Here is a 16,790-nt window from a genome sequence, read left to right as displayed (position 1 = left end):
GGCTGTACCCTCACAACATCTTGGTCATTTGGGTGGCATGGCGAAACCCGAAGGCATATTGCAGCACCCCCAAATCATGTGATCCGGTGATCTGATACCCCTGACGGGCGTACAGCGCGCGGGCGCGGTCATTACGATCAATCACGTCCAGCCGCACGGCACGCTTGCCCAAATCCACGGCCCGTTGTTCCAGCGCATGCAGCAGGGATGTGCCGATACCCTGTCCGCGATGGCTATCCGCGATGGCAATGCCGTCCACCAGGAATTTGTCTGACGTCTCTGGCGTTTCCAGCATGTCCAAGATGATGCCGCGCCAAAGTCCGCCAAACTGCCCGTAATGGGGGCGCAACTCATCCCCGAACCGGTTGGTCAGCCCACCGCGCTCGGTCCGATAGCCTGCAATGCCGATCACCTGATCGCTGGCGCTGTCCATAGCCGTAATCGCAAAGGCCGGATCGATGCTGGCCGCCACGAAATCCTGCGCACGCTGCGTTGTGCCCAAAATCCGGCCCAGCTTCGGCCCGAAGGCCTGCATGTATATAGCCGTAACCTGCGCCCGCTGATCGGGGGGGAAGCCATGCTGTAATCGGGTGAAAGGCTGCATTGTGTCAGTTTTGAGAACAGTCATACGCGGCTAAGGAGTATTCTGTCGCGCGCTTGTGAAGGGACAGTTACTTTCAGGTAGTGTAGGGTCGTCCTAGTTAAAAGGAGATCGCTATGATCCGTCGTCGTATTAGTCTGACCCGTGTGTTCGAAGTTGTCATGTTCGGAAGCTGCCCTGAAAAGGTTAGCGGTTTCCGTCTGTCCTGCCTGATGAACACGCGTCCGTGCCAGTGCTGAAGTGGATGCTGCCGCTGCTATTCGCAGCGGCGCCCGCTCTTGCTGACAATCCGCGTATCGTTGACGTTCAGGCCCGTGCATCTGCATCAGGTTGGACATTTAACGTGACGGTCGCCCATGCCGATACCGGCTGGGACCATTACGCTGACGGGTGGGAAATATCCGCACCTGACGGCACTGTTCTGGGTCACAGAACCCTGACCCACCCCCATGTGAACGAGCAGCCCTTTACCCGCAGCCTATCCGGCGTTGCGATTCCTGACGCTGTGCAGGATGTGCAGGTGCGTGCGCATGATACCGTGCATGGCTGGGGCGAAATGCAGTCCTTCACCCTACCGCGCTAACCATTATTCCTTGTCGCTACGCTGCGCTGACTTGCCACGGCTGAGCAAGCGAATGATATCGCCTGTCCGCATGCCCAGTGCGGTGTCGCCACGCATTGTGCGGCTGGTGGTGACGGGACGCGCCACGGTGTTGCCGCCGCCCTCCTCGCGCATCACGATATAGATACCGCTGGCAATGATGATCGCGGTGCCAACAATCGTCAGCAGTTCTGGCGACTCATCGAAAAACAGCAGGCCGAACAAGACCGCCCAGATGATCTGCGAGTATTGCATAGGCGCGACAATCGATGCGGGCGCGCGCTGATATCCCACCAGCAGCCCCAATGTTCCCGCGAATCCCAGAACCGCAAGCAACATCAGCATGCCCAGATCAGGCATCGGCATAGGCACGTACACAAAGGGCATCAGCGCGCCCATGACGATCAGGTTTGCCAACATCGGGTACAGAATCATCACGGCGGAACGTTCCTCCGACCCGACCTTGCGCAGAATCACCGAAACAAACGAGCCTGTAATCGCCGCCGTCAGCGCCGCCAGATGGCCTAGGCTGAACTGCGTCGCGCCCGGTTGCAGAACGATCATCACTCCGATCAGACCGACGGCAACAGCGGCCCAGCGACGTGGCCCGACCTTTTCCCCCAGAATCGGTACGGATAGGGCGGTGATCAGCAAGGGTTGCGCGAACAGGATCGCGTACACTTCGGTCAGGGGTAGGCTGGCAAAGGCATAAAATGCGCCAAATCCGGTCACGACACCCAATCCGGTCCGCGCCGCGACCCATGCAGGGCGACGGGGAATCAATGTGCCGGGCGTCGTGTCGCGCACCAGCATCAGCATCACCAATGGCAGGCCCAGCAGGACTGAGAAAAACGCGATTTGAAAGGTGGAGTAGGTGCCGCCCAACGCCTTGATCACGGCATCATGGCTGGCGAAAAATGCAAAGCCGATCAGCGCGGTTACAGCGCCGCCTTTTGATGCTGGAATCATGTCAGTTCACCCCTTGCCTTATAACCAGCTAAGGAAAGCTGTCGGCTGGGTCAATTCTATCGCAATAGAATGGTGCGCACCGGCGGCAATCAACGTGCCGCCGGTGTGCATTTGGTATTATGCCAGCGATGCTGTCAGCTCGGCCAGGATCGCGTCGCCCATGCCGGATGTGGTCAGCGGGGTGCCGCCTTCCTCGCCCATCAGGTCAGGCGTGCGGGCGCCATTGCCCAATGCACGCTCTACCGCTTGCTCCAGACGATCTGCTTCCTCGCCCTGATCGAACGAATAGCGCAGTGCCATGGCAAAGCTGAGGATACAGGCAATCGGGTTTGCCTTGCCCTGACCTGCGATATCCGGCGCGGAACCGTGTACCGGCTCGTACAGCGCCTTAGGCATACCGCTTGCCATTGGTGCGCCCAGCGATGCGGAGGGCAGCATGCCCAGCGAGCCGGTCAGCATAGCGGCAGTGTCGGACAGGATGTCGCCGAACAGGTTGTCGGTAACGATCACGTCGAACTGCTTTGGCCAGCGGCACAGCTGCATGGCGCCAGCATCGGCATACATGTGGGTCAGTTCGATATCGGGATATTCTGCGTCGCGCAATTTCTGCACTTCTTCACGCCACAGAACGCCGCTCTCCATCACGTTTGCCTTTTCCATCGAGCAGACGCGGCTGTCACGGCGACGGGCCAGTTCGAATGCGGAACGTGCAACGCGGATGATTTCGGATGTGGTGTAGCGCTGGGTGTTGATGCCAACCCGCTCATTGCCTTCTTGGAAAATGCCACGAGGCTCACCGAAATACACGCCCGAGGTCAGTTCGCGCACGATCATGATGTCCAGACCGGCAACGATATCCCGCTTGAGCGAAGAGAAATCGGCCAGCGCGTCGAAACACTGCGCAGGACGCAGGTTCGAGAACAGGTCCATCTCCTTACGCAGGCGCAGCAGGCCGCGCTCCGGCTTGATGGAGAAGTCAAGATCGTCATATTTCGGGCCGCCAACAGCGCCCAGCAGAACCGCATCAACGGATTGTGCCTTGGCCATCGTGTCATCGGTCAGGGGGGTGCCATGGGCGTCATATGCCGCGCCGCCGACCAGATCCTCGAACACGTCAAAGGCCATTGCGCGGTTCGCGCCGTACCAGTCGATGATCCGCCGGACCTCCGCCATAACTTCCGGACCAATGCCGTCGCCGGCCAGAATAAGAAGGGAGGGATTTTTCATGGCGGTCTCCTTGCTGAAAGCCTCCTGCGTGTTGGCGTCCGAGGGCCGGAAAGTCAAGCTAGGGCAGGGTTCGGGTGCTATAGAATGGTTGTAATTTTCGGTGCAGGTCTAGGGCAGTTCCACATCAACCCACACGATACGGTGGTCGGATGCGGTGGCCTCCTCGGATAGCCGGTCACCCGGTGCAGGCCAGAAAACACCGCTATCCGTGACGGTTAGCGTGGCATCGGGCAGCACATAATCCACGCGCAGATTGCCCGGACCCGGATCATCCCGCCAGTCCGCAGTGTCCTGCGCAACAGGCCCGCGATGCGTATCATTTGCACCGCCAATTCCTGCGATGATTGCGCCAGTGCTGGTCGGCTCGGGATCTTGCAACCGTGGATGCGCCAGTAATGTCAGCATCGGTGCGCGCAATGCCTCGCCGTCAAAGGGGTCGGCGTTTAAATCACCCAACACAACCACAGGGCCATCGGTCAGCGCGGCGACCGTGCCGTTATCATCCGCGATCGCCTCACCATTCAGATAGCGCAGGAACCACACGATCTCATCGGCGTTGCGCCGCCCGTTGCGATCCTCTGGCCCGTCAAAAACCGGAGGAGTCGGATGCGCGGCCAGAACATGCAGCGCCTGACCATTTGGCAGCGCGACACTGACATCCCAATGGCTTTTGGACGATAGCCGCTGGATCGCACGCACCTGCGCCGGTTCTGTCACCGGAATGCGGGTATCCGTGGCGTCGGCCCATAGGCCCAGTTGAAACGTTCGCGTCGGGCCTAGCGGATAGCGGCTGAGCAACGCCATCCCGTAATGCCCCGGCCAGCGGCCCCAGCCCTGCGCGTCATTTGGCCCGCTGAACCGCCCGTCACCGTCCAGATCCAGCCCCGTCATCTGCCCAGTATTCACAGCACCGGCAAAGCTGTACCCATAGGCCAGCCCGTCCTGCGCCAACAGGTCGATAAACCCACGCAGCGCGCGTCCCTCCGGATCTCGATCCAGTTCGGTAATCAAGATAATGTCGGGTGCGATTTCACGTAGCAGCGCCGCGATGTGCAGCACTTGGTCATCTCGCTGTTCCACGTCACGGATCAGGTGCCCCGCATAATCACGGGAAAGCGCTGCGTTAAAGGTCGCAATGCGGATCGTTTCAGCCTGCGCGGCGGTGCCCAGCAACAGCAATAGGGCCAGCCACTTGGTCAATCCGTACGTGCCCGATCGATTAACCATGCGATTTTCAGCATCGCACTGCCGCGGTTGAACAGCACGACCGGTAAAAAGGCCCAGAACAGGCATCCCCAGACGAGGGACTGGTAATTGCTCAACGCAGCCGGATCAAACCAACCGCCCCCGCGCGATGCGATGGACACGGTTGTATAGGGCAGGGCCATGGCAACGATGATGTTCATCAGGCCGGAGCGCCGTAACCGCCACGCGATATCCTGCCCAACGGATGGATCAAAGGTAGGCAAATTGATCCACAGGTTGAACCCGTCCCGCTCCGCTGGCCAACGGAACACCCAGACATAAAAGGTAAAAAACAGCACGGAGCCTAAGGCGATGGTAAAGCTTAACGCCGCCGCCCGCTCAACCAACTGGTTCAGGCCCGGTGCCTCGGAGCCGATCAGCGTTTCGGCCAGCACAACGGGGCTAAGCGGCACACTGAAAATCGATACCAGCCGATCTGTCAGGGCCAGAAAATCTGCCGAAAATGAATCCGCGCCTGCATCCGCACGGCACAGAAACACCAATGCGAAAACCAGTACGGCAAAGGTTAGAAACCGAAACCGGTTATAGGGCGGTGCAAATCGGAAATCGATCAGTCCGGGATGCGAGGACGCATATTCGAACATCGTAAACAGGGCAAATAGCGCCCCGATAATCAGCGAAATCTCCTGCCCCGTCCGTGACGTTTCGGGCAGGAGAAATGCCGGTAGTGCAATGAACACCAATACCAGGAACGCACGTGATACGCCCGTGACCAATCTGGTCAGGGTTTGTCCAACACCGGCCCTAGCATATGCCATTCACGTTACCTCAGATCCAAGGCGCGGCAGTTTCATACTGCGCCTCGAAGGCGTCAATGGACGCCGCTTTTTGCATGGTCAGCCCGATATCGTCCAAGCCGTTCAGCAGACAATGCTTGCGAAATGGCTCTACGTCAAAGCTGATTGTGCCGCCATCTGGTCCCTTGATCGTCTGGCTTTCCAAATCAACCGTTACAACCGCGTTGGCGCCACGCTGCGCATCATCCATCAGTTTATCAACTTCGGATTGTGGCAGCACAATCGGAAGGATGCCATTCTTAAAGCAGTTATTGAAGAAGATATCTGCGAACGAGGTCGAGATTACACAGCGAATGCCGAAATCGGCCAGCGCCCATGGCGCGTGCTCACGGCTGGAACCGCAGCCGAAATTGTCGCCGGCAACCAGAATTTTCGCATCGCGATAGGCGGCCATGTTCAGCACGAAATCTTCGATTTCATTGCCATCAGCGTCAAAACGCATCTCGTCGAACAGGTTTTTGCCCAGTCCGGTCCGCTTGATCGTTTTCAGGAACTGCTTGGGGATGATCATATCGGTGTCGATATTGACCAGTGGCATTGGCGCCGCAACGCCCTCAAGTGTGGTGAATTTTTCCATTGTGTCGAAACCTTTATCTAATGTGCGTTCCCCCGACCGGATTACGGTCGAGGGGGGAGGGTGCGCCGTTACAAAACGGCCTCAGTCCAGCTCCCGCACATCTGTCAGACGACCAGTGATCGCGGCGGCGGCAGCCATCGCGGGCGAGGCGAGGTGGGTGCGGCCACCACGGCCCTGACGACCCTCGAAGTTACGGTTGGAGGTCGAGATGCAACGCTCCTCCGGCTTCAACTGGTCGGGGTTCATGGCCAGACACATGGAACAACCCGCCATGCGCCATTCAAAACCGGCCTCGATCAGGATGTCGGCAATGCCCTCTTCCTCAGCCTGTGCGCGGACCAGACCGGACCCCGGCACGACCATTGCACGCAGACCGTCCTTGACCTTCTTGCCCTTCATGATCGCGGCCACTTCGCGCAGATCCTCGATCCGGCCATTGGTGCACGATCCGATGAACACGGTGTCGATGGTCACGTCGCTCAGCTTTTGACCCGCCTCAAGGCCCATATAGGCGATGCTGCGGCGCACTGCGTCTACCTTGCCGCCGGTGTAATCCTCGGGCGAGGGCACAACAGCGGTGATCGGCAGAACGTCCTCGGGCGAGGTGCCCCAAGTGACCAGCGGGGCGATATCCTCGCCTGCGATGGTCAGAACCTTGTCAAAATGCGCGCCCTCATCGGTGCTGAGGGTTTTCCAGTAGGCCAGCGCGGCCTCCCATGCGGCACCTTTCGGCGCGTGGGGACGGCCCATGCAATAGGCGAATGTCTTCTCATCCGGTGCGATCAGACCGGCGCGTGCGCCACCCTCGATCGCCATGTTGCACACGGTCATGCGACCCTCCATCGAGAGGTCCTCAATCGCGGTGCCGCAATACTCGATGACGTACCCGGTGCCGCCGGCGGTGCCGGTTGCGCCGATAACAGCCATGGTGATGTCCTTGGCCGTGACACCGGGGCGCAGATGGCCGGTGATCTCGACCTTCATGTTCTTGGACTTTTTCTGGATCAGCGTCTGCGTGGCCAGAACGTGCTCGACCTCGGACGTACCGATACCATGGGCCAGCGATCCGAACGCGCCGTGGGTCGCGGTGTGGCTGTCGCCGCACACAACGGTCATGCCGGGCAGGGTCCAGCCCTGCTCAGGCCCGACAATGTGCACGATGCCCTGACGAACATCGGAAACGGGATAGTAGTGAATGCCGAATTCCTTGGCATTGCTGTCCAGCGCATCGACCTGAACGCGGCTATCCTCGGTCATGGTCGCGGCATTTGCGCGGTCCAATGTGGTGGGGACGTTGTGATCGGGTACAGCGATTGTTTTTTCAGGCGCGCGCACAGTGCGGCCGGACATCCGCAGACCCTCGAACGCTTGCGGGCTGGTCACTTCGTGAACGAGGTGACGGTCGATATAGAGCAGGCAGGTGCCATCATCAGCTTCGTGGACGACATGTGCGTCCCAGATCTTGTCATATAGAGTCTTAGCCATGGGATTCCCTCGATAGTCAGTAGAGCGCGTGTGCAATAGATGCCGACAGGTCATCCTGTCGGAAAAACCGGACGGGAATCACAGTTGTGATTCTAACGTCTTCGCAAGACCGAAGAAGCGCCATGGCAGGCGTGCGTGATCGTCGAGGATCGGAATATGTACGGTCTGTTGCGACATTCGCGGAACCTACGCCCGCAGATGCAACTGCGCAAGATGCTGCCTGCGCCTACTGTCCCGCAGCCGCCGTGGTGATATCTGCCCGCGCGCATTGCGAAATCACATCCGCATTGGACAGCGACCCATCGCCGATTGACGCCATCCAGCGGCGCAACTGGTTTACCGCACGGGGGGATGTCATGAATTCATCCTGCGGGATCAGACGTTCCAGCGGGCTGTCGGCCACATTGATATTATCGGCCCCGCCGACCTGCGCGATGACTTGTAACGCGCAATATCCCTGTGTGGTCGGGCATGTTTGCGCGCAATAGGCGTGGACCGTGGCAAGATTCGCATCGTTTTCCACCTGGTTCGCCATAACACTGGCCGCATTGTGCATATTGCCCGATTCAATCAGCTCCGCCGGAAAACCGCGCATGGCGATGGAATATTCGCGCATTTCCTCGCTCGGCTGTAGATGCGGAGCCAGAACCGGTGCGACGAGTGAGATCATCATCATACCGCCCGAACGGCCCGTTGCAGGGGTTTGATCCAGCCAATCCCAGCTATTCGCGGTAGGGGGCGAAGCAAAATAGGCCCGCATCCACAGCACAAAGTCGAGCTGCTCTAGCAGGGGATCATCTGGCGCCAGCGCGAAGATTTCATCCCAGCGACCGCGATCAAAAATTTCCCATGCCAGCTTTTGTGCGGCCTCGTGCTCCCCGCTCTGCAATAGCGCGCGCACAACGTCCATATCGGCATCGGGCAGACGCGAGGCGAGCAGTGCTGCGGCGAGTTCATCGCCCTGCTCCGCGCGGACGCGCAACCATGATTTGCCGGATAGCCCACCGGCAGAACGCAGCAAATTGATGCGATCACGCCGTGACAGGGCGCTTACAAAGAGGGAGCCGGCGCCCGGTGGTACGACTGCCTCGATCTGGCCCAGCAGCATTTGCGCGTCTTCGTCGCCTGACAGTGCCATGCCTGACAGAATTGGTAGCGCCTCGGCATCGTTATCATCCAGCCAGAATGCAACAGCGTCCTCAATCGGGCCTGCCACTAGCGGTGCGGTTAAGGCTCCGATTGATAGGAAAGTTGCTGTTATTAGTCGAATAAATGACATGGTAACTCTCCACCGATCGGATGCTTTTGATCCATACCTGAGCGTATCTATCGTGTATTGGTTCACAAATGCCAGCGTGAAGTTCACACCTAATTTGGCGCCTCATACCAATCCAGCATCATCTGGGTCCATCCACGCGGAATGGAATGCCCGCCAGTATGCAACGCGAGGTTGATTTCGCCACCATTCGAGCAGCTTGTCCAGTGCTGTATCTCAAATTGTCCCAGAGTTTCCGTCTGCGCAGGTATATCGATGGGACAGCCATGTAGGGTGCGCTGGTTTTGCAGAACCTCAAACACATCGCCCTGTTGCGCACCTGATCCGACGGTTCGGCCAGCCAGCGGAACAACGGTGTCGCTGGTTCCGTGGGTGTGGAATATGCGGATCGGGGCGGCGCAATCCTCGGGAATCGGGTTCCAGAAGGTTCCGGCGATCGGGGCATATGCGGCGAAGGCGTCGGGAGCGTCGCAGGCGACCCGCCATGTCATCATGCCGCCACCGGAAAATCCTGCTAGGACGGTGTTTTTTCTAGGAAAATCAAAGCGTTGTTCTGCATCATCCGCCACTGCATCGATAAAGGCCACATCATCGCGCCGTCCATCGCCGCGCGCGCGGCTGTTCCATGACCCGCCCTGCGACCCCTGCCGCACCGGCATGCCCTGTACCGCGATCACGGCGTACCCTTGAGAATTCATCGCGTTCATCAGGCCGGTATTTCTGACAGTGGCTGAGGCGCGCCCGCCATATCCGTGCAGAAAAACAACTGCGCCTGTTACGTCCCCGTCCGGGATGGAGGCATGGTAGAAACCGCCCGAAATTTCGCAGGGAGTATCAGCATCCCCGCAGGTTTGTGCGTGGGCACCCCCCGCGACGAGAGTGGCAAATGCGGTGATGATTTTGAGCATGGGAACCTGCCTTTCATGGCGACCCTAGCGCGGATTTTTGCACGACGAGGTCACGTTTTCGCAAGGCTGCTTTCCGGCTGCTCTATGGCTGCTATGCGGCTGGCAAATTTATGGCTGTTGCGGGGGATGTGGCCCCGCAACAGGGTCGTGGGTTAATGTGCCTCGGCCCAATTTGCGCCTGTGCCGCCCTCAACAATCAGGGGTACGTCCAGCGCGACGGCGGGCATGTGGGCGTTTTCCATGACCTGACGTACGGTGCCGATCAGGTCGTCGGCGGCTTCCTTTGGTACCTCGAACAGCAATTCATCGTGAACCTGTAGCAGCATCCGACCGGGCAGTTTTGCGGCCTCCATTGCCGCAGGAACGCGGATCATCGCGCGGCGGATAATGTCGGCAGCGGTACCCTGAATCGGGGCGTTGATCGCAGCGCGGTTGGCGAAACCGGCACGGGGGCCAGCTGCGCCAATTTCGGGCGTATGGATGCGGCGACCGAACAGGGTATCGACGCGCTTATGCTCCTTCGCGAAGGCGACGATGTCGTCCATATATTTGCGGATGCCGGGGAAACGCTCGAAATAACGGTCGATAAAGGCCTTTGCGTCTTCACGCGGAATGCGCAGATTATTGGCGAGGCCAAAGGCAGAGATGCCGTAGATGACGCCGAAGTTAATCGCCTTGGCCTGACGGCGCACATCCGAGGTCATCTCGTCCAAAGGTACACCGAACATTTCCGACGCGGTCATGGCGTGGATGTCGTGGCCATCGCGGAACGCCTGCTTTAGCGATTCGATTTCGGCGATATGGGCGAGGATGCGCAACTCGATCTGGCTGTAATCGAGGCTGACCAGCACGTTGCCTTCCTCGGCGATGAAGGCCTCGCGGATGCGGCGGCCCTCCTCGGTTCGGACGGGTATGTTTTGCAGGTTCGGGTCGGTGGAGGCGAGGCGACCCGTATTGGCCCCAGCGATGGAATAGGACGTATGCACGCGGCCCGTTTCGGGATGGATATGTTCCTGCAACGCATCGGTATAGGTCGATTTCAGCTTGCTAAGCTGCCGCCAGTCCAGCACCCGCGCGGGCAGATCATTGCCCTGTGCCGCAAGCGTTTCGAGGATATCCGCGCCGGTTCCATAGGCGCCGGTCTTACCCTTTTTACCGCCCTCCAGGCTCATCTCATCAAACAGGATCTCGCCCAGCTGTTTGGGCGATCCGACATTGAATTTACGCCCCGCAAGGGTGTGGATTTCATCCTCGAGCCCCGCCATTTTCTGGGCGAAGGTGTTGGACATGCGGCTGAGATGGTCGCGATCCACCTTTACCCCGTGGCGTTCCATCTGGGCCAGAACAGGGACCAGCGGGCGCTCCATCGTTTCGTACACATTGGTGGTGCGCGATGTGACGAGGTTCGGTTTCAGGGCGGTCCACAGGCGCAGGGTGATGTCTGCATCCTCGGCCGCGTAGGGGGCGGCGTCCTCGATCTTGACCAGATCGAAAGTGATTTGTTTTTTGCCGGTGCCGATCAGCGTTTTGATCGGGATCGTCTTATGATCCAGATACCGCTCAGCCAGCGCATCCATGCCATGCCCGTGCAGGCCCGCATTTTGTGCGTAGGAGATCAGCATCGTATCGTCGAACGGCGCGACGGTAACGTCGAGCCGTGCGAAGATCTTCATATCATATTTGGCGTTTTGCATGATTTTGAGGATGGCTGCATCCTCAAGCATCGGGGTCAGCATTTCGAGAGCTTGAGCGAAGTCCATCTGGCCCTCGCACCGTTCCGCCCCGCCCAGCAGGTCGCCGGTGCCGTTCACGTGGGAGAGCGGGATATAGCAGGCCTCACCCGCCTCCACGCTGAGGCAGACGCCAACAAGGTCGGCGCGCATTTCATCAAGGCCGGTGGTCTCCGTATCCACCGCAACGTAGCCGCGCTGATAAACCCGGTCGATCCATGTTTGCAGGGCCGCCGCATCGCGCACGATCTCGTATTTCGAGTGGTCGATGGCGGGCATGTCCGGCTCCGCGCCGGTGCTGGTGTCGGGGGGCGGTTCCGCGATGGTCGGTGCGGCCGCGCCCAGCTTGGCCGCGACGCGGGTGGTCATGGTGCGGAACTCCATATCGGCGAGGAAAGGCAGCACGACCTCGGGGTCCAGCGGCTGCACCTCCATCGCGTCGATGCTGACTTCAACCGGTACGTTTTTCTCCAACGTCACAAGGCGTTTGGAAATGCGGACCTGTTCGGCATTGTCGATCAGGGTTTGGCGGCGCTTGGGCTGCTTAATTTCAGATGCGCGTTCCAGCAGGGTTTCCACGTCGCCATATTCGTTAATCAACAGAGCGGCGGTTTTGATGCCGATCCCCGGCGCGCCCGGCACGTTATCAACGCTGTCACCGGCCAGCGATTGCACGTCGATCACACGGTTGGGGGCGACGCCGAACTTTGCGTGTACCTCATCCGGTCCGATGGTGACGTTCTTCATGCCGTCCATCATTTCAACGCCGTCACCGACCAGTTGCATCAGGTCCTTGTCAGACGAGATGATGGTAACACGCGCGCCTGCATCACGGGCCTGACAGGCGAAGGTTGCGATCAGGTCGTCGGCCTCCCATCCTTCCTGCTCGATACAACACAGGCCAAAGGCGCGGGTTGCCTCACGCGTTAGGGGCATTTGCGGGCGCAAATCCTCGGGCATGGGGGGGCGCTGGGCCTTGTATTGCGGGTAGATGTCGTTTCGGAACGTCTTGGACGAATGGTCAAAGATCACGGCCAGATGGGTTGGCGCGTCGTGGCCTGTATTCCCCTCAAGCATTTTGAACAGCATGTTGCAAAAGCCCGAAACCGCGCCCACCGGCAGGCCGTCGGATTTGCGTGTCAGGGGCGGCAGGGCGTGGAAGGCCCGAAAGATGAACCCCGATCCGTCGATCAGATGCAGGTGGTGTCCCTTGCCGATAGCCATGTCGTGCCCCTTCGATTTTGAGGGGGCAGATTAGGGGATCGGCGTGGGGAATGCGAGGGGACGGGAAGCCTGCGGCGCGGATATTTTGAGAATGCGATATGGCCGGTTATCGCTGATGGTGACGCATGGCAAAGAAGGTGCGCAGCGAGGTTTCCTCGGTTTCGGTGAATGGCGCGCCAAGTGTCAGGTCGGCAATGCGATCCACACGGAACATGCGGTAATCGTGGCGCAGTTCGCACCATGCCACCAGCGTCCAGACTTGGCCCCAGAACCATAGGCCCAGCGGGCGGATGATGCGGGTTGAGGCTTGACCGTCCTTGTCGCGATAGGCGAAGTGCAGGCGGGTGTGGGAATTGCAGGCGGATTGGATCTGATCCAGCAGCGGGCGGGCGAGGCTGGTGGTCTCGCCGCCGCCAATTGCATAGATCGGGACGGCGTTGGCATCGATATTCGGCGCATCAGGCACTGCGGATTCGATTTTCGACAGGGCGTCCTCGGCCGCGAGGGCCAGTGAGGCCCCGCCAAAGGCCCGCGCCATGCGGATGCCTGCGACCAGTGCGTGTAATTCGTCGCGGGTGAACATTAGCGGGGGCAGGTCGTACCCCTCGCGCATCAGATACCCGACGCCTGCCTCGCCCTCCACCGGTACGCCGGAGCCGATGAGGTCAGCGATGTCGCGGTAGATTGTGCGTTCGGATACTTCCAGCCGTTCGGCCAGAGTTTTAGCGGTGATCAGCCGACCGCCCCGCAGATACTGAACGATCTGGAACAGGCGGTCGGCGCGGCGCATGGCTTATGCTGCCTTCGGCTCAAACAGGCCGATGGAGTTGCCGTCCGGATCGGTCGCATAGACAAAGCGGCCAGCGGGGATGGTGACAGGGTCCGAGATCACCTTGCCGCCAGCGGCGCGGCAACGTTCGGATGCGGCCTCCACGCTATCTGGCAGGAACAGGTGGATGGTGCTGCCCTCGGTTGAGGGTTTGCCTGCATAGAGGTGGCCGGAAACGCCCGTTCCGCCCTGATAGGGGAAGAACGAGATCGGTTGCGGGCCCATTTCGGAGGTGGCTTCCATCTGGCAACTCAGTACGGCGCCGTAGAACGCCATGCCTGCGTCCAGATCCAGAACCGGAATTTCAAACCAGATGGCGGCATTTACAGGGGGAGTGGTCATTGCGTGTTCCTTGTCACATCGTTGCGATGGCACAGGATTAGCACCCCCCTGCTGACAGCGTTCTGTCAGGAGTGTTAGCGGTCGTCGGCGACGCTGCCCTCAAGCACGAATTTCTTGTCGCAATAACCGCACTCCACGTAACCGTCCTCTGGCGCGATGGTGTACCATACGCGGGGATGGCCCAGACCTGCTGTGCCACCGTCGCAATGGATGCGGGCTTTGGTCACGTATTCGACTTCGGGGGCCTCGATCGTCATATGTCTCTCCGACAACTCTTGGGTTTGGGGGCCGGACGGCCTACATCGCTGTTGGTGTGCATGATAACGATAGCGCACACGGCGACAAGACCGGACAGAGCATCAGGAGAGCAGGACTGTGGAAAACGCAATTGAGCTGGCGGGCTTGCGCAAGGTTTATCGTGGTCAGGGCGGCGGCGATGACAAGATCGCGCTGGAGGGATTGGATCTGAGCATTCCTGCCGGATCAATCTTTGGCCTGTTGGGGCCGAATGGTGCGGGTAAGTCCACGACCATCAACATCATGGCCGGTCTGGTGAACAAGACGGCGGGCAATGTGCGAATCTGGGGATTCGATCAGGATGAAAACCCACGCATGTCGCGTGCCTCGATCGGGGTGGTGCCGCAGGAGCTGAACGTCGATCCGTTCTTTACCCCGCGTGCCGCGCTGGAGGTTCAGGCCGGTCTATACGGTGTGCCACGGTCCGAGCGTCGCACGGACCAGATTCTGGAGAAGGTTGGCCTGCTGGATAAGGCCGAAGCCTATGCCCGCACCCTGTCCGGCGGTATGCGGCGGCGGCTGCTGGTGGCCAAGGCTTTGGTTCACGCGCCACAGGTTCTGGTGCTGGACGAACCCACCGCGGGCGTGGATATCGAATTGCGTCTGATGTTGTGGGATTACGTGCGTGAGTTGAACGAGGCAGGCACCACCATCATCCTTACCACCCATTATCTGGAGGAAGCCGAGGCGATGTGTGATCGCATCGGCATCATCTCCGCCGGTAAATTGGTGGAATGTGATGAGACGAGCAACTTGCTGAAACGTCTGGACGCCAAATCGCTGGTGGTTACGACGGAGGGGCAGGGCGTTCCCGCCTTGCCCGAGGGTGTGAACGGCACCCGTCGTGAGGATGGCGCATTGGTGCTAAGTTACCGCAAATCCGCGCATTCCGCGATGGATTTGCTGGACCACCTGCGTAATCAGGGCGTGGTGATCCAGGATATGGCGACCGAGGAACCGCATCTGGAGGATGTGTTCCGCGAGATTACCAAGGCAGCTTAGGTTTTACGCCATGCGCCGTTATTGATGCCGTCAATCGTCCAGTCCCCGATGCTGTAGCGGATCAGCCGCAGCGTGGGGAAGCCGATGGCGGCGGTCATGCGGCGGACCTGCCGGTTGCGTCCCTCGCGGATGGTGATTTTCAGCCAGCTATCCGGCACGCTTTTGCGATAGCGGACGGGTGGGGTGCGGGCCCAGACCTTGGGCTCCTCCATCAACTCAACCTCGGCGGGGGCGGTTTTGCCGTCCTTTAGGGTAACGCCGGTGCGCAGGGCGGCGATGTCGCGATCGGTGGGCGCGCCCTCGACCTGTACCCAATAGGTTTTAGCGGTCTTATATTTCGGATGCGCGATGCGGGCCTGTAGCTGACCGTCATCGGTCAGAACCAGCAAACCCTCGCTGTCGCGGTCCAGACGGCCGGCGGCGTAGACGTGTTTTACGTCGATGAAATCGGACAGGGTGCGGCGGGCCGAATCCTTGGTGCCCTCATCCGTGAACTGGGACAGCACGTCGAAGGGCTTGTTGAACAGGATCGTTGTCATGTGCGGGATGCTTTCTCGGCAATGCCGGAGGTGCCTTCACGGCGCTCAAGCTCGGTCAAAACGTCGGCCCATGCGATGCCGCGGGCGGTCAGCATGACCATCAGGTGATAGACCACGTCTGCGGCCTCATAGGTCAGTTTGTCGGTATTGCCCTTGGCGGCCTCGATAATGGCCTCGATGGCTTCCTCACCGAATTTCTCGGCGCATTTTTCGGGGCCCCTGGACAGCATCCGTGCGGTGTGCGAGCTGTCAGGATCAGCATCGGCACGGGCGGCGATGGTTTCGGACAGGCGGGTCAGGACGTCGGTCATGTCAACCTCATGGGGATGCCGGCGGCGGCCATGTGGGCCTTAGCCTCGCCGATTGTGTAGGTGCCGAAGTGGAAGATCGAGGCGGCCAGAACGGCATTCGCGCCGCCCTCGGTCACGCCCTCAACCAGATGGTCCAGCGTGCCAACCCCGCCGGATGCAATGACCGGCACGGAAACGGCATCGGAAATCGCGCGGGTCAGGAGCAGGTTATAGCCGGATTTGGTGCCGTCCTTGTCCATAGAGGTCAGCAGGATTTCACCCGCGCCGCGCCGTGCCATATCGGTGGCGAATTCCACGGCGTCGATGCCGGTGCGCTTGGTGCCGCCATGGGTGAAAATCTCCCAACGGCCCGGCTCCACCGTTTTTGCGTCAACGGCGACGACGATGCATTGCGCGCCGAACTTTTCAGCCGCTGCGTCGATTACATCGCGATTGGCGACAGCGGCGGAATTGAAGCTGACCTTATCCGCGCCCGCCAGCAGCAGGGCGCGCACATCGGCCACGGTGCGCACACCGCCGCCGACGGTCAGGGGCATAAAACACTGTTCCGCCGTGCGGCTGACCACATCGAACATGGTGCCGCGATTTTCCAGTGTCGCGGCAATGTCGAGGAAGCATAGTTCATCCGCACCAGCCGCATCATAGGCGATTGCGGCCTCAACCGGATCACCGGCATCGACGAGGCCCTTGAAGTTAACGCCCTTGACGACGCGCCCGTCCTTTACGTCCAGACAGGGGATGATGCGTGTTTTCAGCATGGGAACTCCGGCGCTTAATTTGGCGTTCATATACCGTAACTAAGCTCGATC

At 59.9% G+C, this 16,790-nt stretch carries 19 protein-coding genes; 3 read left to right on the top strand and 16 right to left on the bottom strand.

Features of this window, described 5'->3' with window-relative positions:
* Positions 1-10: 10 nt before the first annotated feature.
* A complete protein-coding gene (locus tag CR254_RS04275; protein WP_180955877.1) occupies positions 11-604 on the bottom strand; it encodes a GNAT family N-acetyltransferase in 594 nt (197 codons plus the stop codon).
* A 113-nt stretch (positions 605-717) separates the two neighbouring features.
* Here CR254_RS04275 and CR254_RS18290 point away from each other — a divergent pair, with 113 nt between their 5' ends.
* Together CR254_RS18290 and CR254_RS04270 are read left to right on the top strand one after the other, a co-directional pair.
* On the top strand, positions 718-840 hold the full coding sequence (locus CR254_RS18290) for a hypothetical protein (RefSeq protein WP_281252973.1): 123 nt from the start codon (positions 718-720) through the stop codon (positions 838-840).
* Positions 828-1,184 carry a hypothetical protein gene (locus CR254_RS04270; protein WP_342744466.1) on the top strand — a complete coding sequence of 119 codons (357 nt, stop codon included), beginning with the start codon at positions 828-830 and terminating at the stop codon, positions 1,182-1,184. Before CR254_RS18290 ends, CR254_RS04270 begins: the two co-directional genes overlap by 13 nt.
* A gap of 3 nt (positions 1,185-1,187) precedes the next feature.
* Here the strand turns inward: CR254_RS04270 and CR254_RS04265 are convergent, their stop codons facing one another.
* The 12 genes from CR254_RS04265 to CR254_RS04210 form a co-directional block, all read right to left on the bottom strand.
* Positions 1,188-2,171 (bottom strand): DMT family transporter, encoded by a 984-nt coding sequence (locus CR254_RS04265; RefSeq protein ID WP_097928545.1) that lies wholly within the window; start codon positions 2,169-2,171, stop codon positions 1,188-1,190.
* A 117-nt stretch (positions 2,172-2,288) separates the two neighbouring features.
* Positions 2,289-3,398, bottom strand: a complete 1,110-nt coding sequence (gene leuB / locus CR254_RS04260; protein ID WP_097928544.1) for a 3-isopropylmalate dehydrogenase — start codon at positions 3,396-3,398, stop codon at positions 2,289-2,291.
* A 108-nt stretch (positions 3,399-3,506) separates the two neighbouring features.
* Positions 3,507-4,625, bottom strand: coding sequence for an endonuclease/exonuclease/phosphatase family protein (locus CR254_RS04255; protein ID WP_180955876.1), 1,119 nt, complete (start codon positions 4,623-4,625; stop codon positions 3,507-3,509).
* Entirely contained in the window at positions 4,595-5,422 is an 828-nt protein-coding gene (locus CR254_RS04250) for a hypothetical protein (RefSeq protein ID WP_097928542.1), read from the bottom strand. Before CR254_RS04250 ends, CR254_RS04255 begins: the two co-directional genes overlap by 31 nt.
* 10 nt (positions 5,423-5,432) lie before the next feature.
* Complete coding sequence (gene leuD, locus CR254_RS04245) at positions 5,433-6,038, bottom strand: 3-isopropylmalate dehydratase small subunit (protein WP_097928541.1); 606 nt, start codon at positions 6,036-6,038, stop codon at positions 5,433-5,435.
* A gap of 81 nt (positions 6,039-6,119) precedes the next feature.
* The gene (gene leuC, locus CR254_RS04240; protein WP_097928540.1) at positions 6,120-7,523 is read right to left on the bottom strand and encodes a 3-isopropylmalate dehydratase large subunit; all 1,404 of its coding nucleotides are present in this window, start codon (positions 7,521-7,523) and stop codon (positions 6,120-6,122) included.
* 226 nt (positions 7,524-7,749) lie between these two features.
* Positions 7,750-8,802 (bottom strand): hypothetical protein, encoded by a 1,053-nt coding sequence (locus CR254_RS04235; RefSeq protein ID WP_145996699.1) that lies wholly within the window; start codon positions 8,800-8,802, stop codon positions 7,750-7,752.
* A gap of 89 nt (positions 8,803-8,891) precedes the next feature.
* Positions 8,892-9,707 carry a CE1 family esterase gene (locus CR254_RS04230; protein ID WP_097928538.1) on the bottom strand — a complete coding sequence of 272 codons (816 nt, stop codon included), beginning with the start codon at positions 9,705-9,707 and terminating at the stop codon, positions 8,892-8,894.
* A 152-nt stretch (positions 9,708-9,859) separates the two neighbouring features.
* Entirely contained in the window at positions 9,860-12,661 is a 2,802-nt protein-coding gene (gene polA / locus CR254_RS04225) for a DNA polymerase I (RefSeq protein ID WP_097928537.1), read from the bottom strand.
* 106 nt (positions 12,662-12,767) lie between these two features.
* Positions 12,768-13,451: a helix-turn-helix transcriptional regulator gene (locus tag CR254_RS04220; protein ID WP_097928536.1), complete on the bottom strand. Its 684-nt coding sequence runs from the start codon at positions 13,449-13,451 to the stop codon at positions 12,768-12,770.
* Positions 13,452-13,454: 3 nt separating this feature from the next.
* Positions 13,455-13,832, bottom strand: coding sequence for a VOC family protein (locus tag CR254_RS04215; RefSeq protein ID WP_097928535.1), 378 nt, complete (start codon positions 13,830-13,832; stop codon positions 13,455-13,457).
* A gap of 74 nt (positions 13,833-13,906) precedes the next feature.
* Positions 13,907-14,089: a zinc-finger domain-containing protein gene (locus tag CR254_RS04210; protein ID WP_097928534.1), complete on the bottom strand. Its 183-nt coding sequence runs from the start codon at positions 14,087-14,089 to the stop codon at positions 13,907-13,909.
* A gap of 118 nt (positions 14,090-14,207) precedes the next feature.
* Between CR254_RS04210 and CR254_RS04205 the strand changes: the two genes are divergently transcribed.
* Entirely contained in the window at positions 14,208-15,131 is a 924-nt protein-coding gene (locus CR254_RS04205; protein WP_097928533.1) for an ABC transporter ATP-binding protein, read from the top strand.
* Here CR254_RS04205 and CR254_RS04200 read toward each other — a convergent pair.
* Genes CR254_RS04200 through hisF form a run of 3 tightly spaced genes read right to left on the bottom strand, consistent with a single transcriptional unit; the run spans position 15,128 to position 16,739 of the window.
* The gene (locus CR254_RS04200; protein WP_097928532.1) at positions 15,128-15,670 is read right to left on the bottom strand and encodes a pseudouridine synthase; all 543 of its coding nucleotides are present in this window, start codon (positions 15,668-15,670) and stop codon (positions 15,128-15,130) included. The two genes, CR254_RS04205 and CR254_RS04200, sit on opposite strands and share 4 nt — an antisense overlap.
* The gene (locus CR254_RS04195) at positions 15,667-15,981 is read right to left on the bottom strand and encodes a phosphoribosyl-ATP diphosphatase (protein WP_097928531.1); all 315 of its coding nucleotides are present in this window, start codon (positions 15,979-15,981) and stop codon (positions 15,667-15,669) included. Before CR254_RS04195 ends, CR254_RS04200 begins: the two co-directional genes overlap by 4 nt.
* Positions 15,978-16,739, bottom strand: a complete 762-nt coding sequence (gene hisF, locus CR254_RS04190; RefSeq protein ID WP_097928530.1) for an imidazole glycerol phosphate synthase subunit HisF — start codon at positions 16,737-16,739, stop codon at positions 15,978-15,980. The genes CR254_RS04195 and hisF overlap by 4 nt, the downstream gene beginning before the upstream one ends.
* Positions 16,740-16,790: the final 51 nt, after the last annotated feature.

The organism is Pontivivens marinum, from assembly GCF_900231835.1.
GTDB lineage: Bacteria > Pseudomonadota > Alphaproteobacteria > Rhodobacterales > Rhodobacteraceae > Pontivivens > Pontivivens marinum.
The sequence above is the reverse complement of the archived record's forward strand: the minus strand, read 5'-3'. Positions and strand labels throughout refer to the sequence as shown.